Source organism: Kitasatospora sp. NPDC007106 (assembly GCF_040634455.1).
Taxonomy (GTDB): domain Bacteria; phylum Actinomycetota; class Actinomycetes; order Streptomycetales; family Streptomycetaceae; genus Kitasatospora; species Kitasatospora arboriphila.
Window position 1 is genome coordinate 1 of record NZ_JBEYFP010000830.1, and the last position, 2,493, is coordinate 2,493.

Sequence of the window (2,493 nt, forward strand, 5' to 3'; positions counted from 1 at the left end):
CGTGATCCTCATCGCGTACGGCCAGATGGACACCGCCGAGGCCAAGGCGTACCTGCCCAAGGTCGTCTTCGTCGACGGGGACAACCGGATCACCGTCCCGGCGCACGTGGATGCAGTCGCCGGGGCAGTCCTTGGCGGAGTCCACCACGTCCTGAAGCAGGGTCAGCGGGACGGGCACCGTCTCGCCGGGCCGCTGGCGCAGCTCGTCGTCCTCGCCCTTCACGTAGGCGAGGCCGTCGATGTCCAGCTCGAAGACCTCCGGCGCGTACTGCGCGCAGATGCCGTCGCCCGTGCACAGATCCTGGTCGATCCAGACTTCGAGCTCTTCGCCGGTGGCCGACATGTTCCCTGCCGTTTCTGTCACGGAACGCCCCGCTTTGCGCGGCATTTCCACTCGCACTCCAGAGCCGACCTTACCCCCGCCCTGCTTTGAACCGTTGAGCGGTGGGCACATCCACTACCAGAGGGGACGCAACGCAAGGGCGAAGATCGGACACGCCCGATCCATCTTTCTGATCTAGGGGTTTACAGACCCCTGGCTGCAGGTAGGTTTGGGTCGTCCAGCTCCCCCAGGAGGAGGTGAGGACCGTGGCAGCCCACGATGACGACTACAACCGCAGCGCCGGCCGGCCCGCTCGTGGTTCCGACGAGGCCGCGCAGGTCTCGTACCTCGAGCAGGAGATCGCCGTCCTGCGTCGCAAGCTCGCCGACTCGCCGCGCAACTCGAGAATCCTCGAGGAGCGCATCGTCGAGCTCCAGACCAACCTGGCCGGTGTCACCGCCCAGAACGAGCGGCTCGCCGCCACCCTCCGCGAGGCCCGCGACCAGATCGTGGCCCTCAAGGAGGAGGTCGACCGCCTCGCCCAGCCGCCGGCCGGGTTCGGCACCTTCCTCGAAGCCAACGAGGACGGCACCGTCGACATCTTCACGGGCGGCCGCAAGCTGCGGGTCAACGTGAGCCCGAGCATCGACCCCGAGGAGCTGCGCCGCGGCCAGGAGGTCATGCTCAACGAGGCCCTGAACGTCGTGGACGCGATGGCCTTCGAGAGCATCGGCGACATCGTCACCCTCAAGGAGGTCCTGGAGGACGGCGAGCGCGCCCTGGTGATCGGCCACACCGACGAGGAGCGCGTCGTCCGGCTCGCCGAGCCGCTGCGCGACCTCACCCTGCGGCCCGGCGACGCGCTGCTGCTGGAGGCCCGCTCCGGCTACGTCTACGAGGTGGTCCCGAAGTCCGAGGTCGAGGAGCTGGTCCTCGAGGAGGTCCCGGACATCGACTACCGGCAGATCGGCGGTCTGGGCACCCAGATCGAGCAGATCCGCGACGCGGTCGAGCTGCCCTACCTGCACGCCGACCTCTTCAAGGAGTACGAGCTGCGCCCGCCCAAGGGCGTCCTGCTCTACGGCCCGCCCGGCTGCGGCAAGACGCTGATCGCCAAGGCGGTCGCGAACTCGCTGGCCAAGAAGGTCGCCGAGGTCACCGGCCGGCCCCAGGGCAAGAGCTACTTCCTCAACATCAAGGGCCCCGAGCTGCTCAACAAGTACGTGGGCGAGACCGAGCGGCAGATCCGCCTGGTCTTCCAGCGGGCCCGGGAGAAGGCGAGCGAGGGCACGCCCGTCATCGTCTTCTTCGACGAGATGGAGTCGCTGTTCCGCACCCGCGGCTCCGGCGTCAGCTCGGACGTGGAGAACACCATCGTCCCGCAGCTGCTGGCGGAGATCGACGGCGTGGAGGGCCTGGAGAACGTCATCGTCATCGGCGCCTCCAACCGCGAGGACATGATCGACCCGGCGATCCTGCGGCCCGGCCGCCTGGACGTCAAGATCAAGATCGAGCGGCCGGACGCCGAGGCGGCGAAGGACATCTTCTCCAAGTACCTCAAGGACTCGCTGCCGTTCCACCCGGACGACGTCAAGGAGCACGACGGCTCGGTGCCCGCCACCGTGGCCGCCATGATCCAGTCCGTGGTCGAGCGGATGTACTCGGAGACCGAGGACAACCGCTTCCTCGAGGTCACCTACGCCAACGGCGACAAGGAGGTCCTGTACTTCAAGGACTTCAACTCCGGCGCCATGATCCAGAACATCGTGGACCGGGCGAAGAAGATGGCCATCAAGGACTTCCTCGACCACGGCCAGCGCGGCCTCCGCGTCTCCCACCTGCTCGCCGCCTGCGTGGACGAGTTCAAGGAGAACGAGGACCTGCCCAACACCACCAACCCGGACGACTGGGCCCGGATCTCCGGAAAGAAGGGCGAGCGGATCGTCTTCATCCGCACCCTCGTCACCGGCAAGCAGGGCGCCGAGTCCGGTCGGTCCATCGACACTGTCGCCAACACCGGGCAGTACCTGTAAGGACCGCGAACCCTCCGTGGGGGGGGGGGGGGCCCCCCCCCCCCCCCCGGCCCGCGCGGCGCACAGGACCACAACCGGGCAGGTCGGGCGCCTGTGCGGTAGAGATTCGTACATCAAACCACATAACTACAATTAACC

At 67.5% G+C, this 2,493-nt stretch carries 1 protein-coding gene and 2 pseudogenes; 2 read left to right on the plus strand and 1 reads right to left on the minus strand.

The features are described from left to right. Positions 1-91 (plus strand): annotated as a pseudogene (locus tag ABZ641_RS32935) (aspartate 1-decarboxylase); the annotation flags it as partial. A 6-nt stretch (positions 92-97) separates the two neighbouring features. Here ABZ641_RS32935 and ABZ641_RS32940 read toward each other — a convergent pair. Beyond that, positions 98-343, minus strand: a pseudogene (locus ABZ641_RS32940) (ferredoxin); the annotation flags it as partial. Between the two features lie 245 nt (positions 344-588). Here ABZ641_RS32940 and arc point away from each other — a divergent pair. Then, entirely contained in the window at positions 589-2,355 is a 1,767-nt protein-coding gene (gene arc / locus ABZ641_RS32945; protein WP_344621594.1) for a proteasome ATPase, read from the plus strand. Positions 2,356-2,493 lie beyond the last annotated feature (138 nt).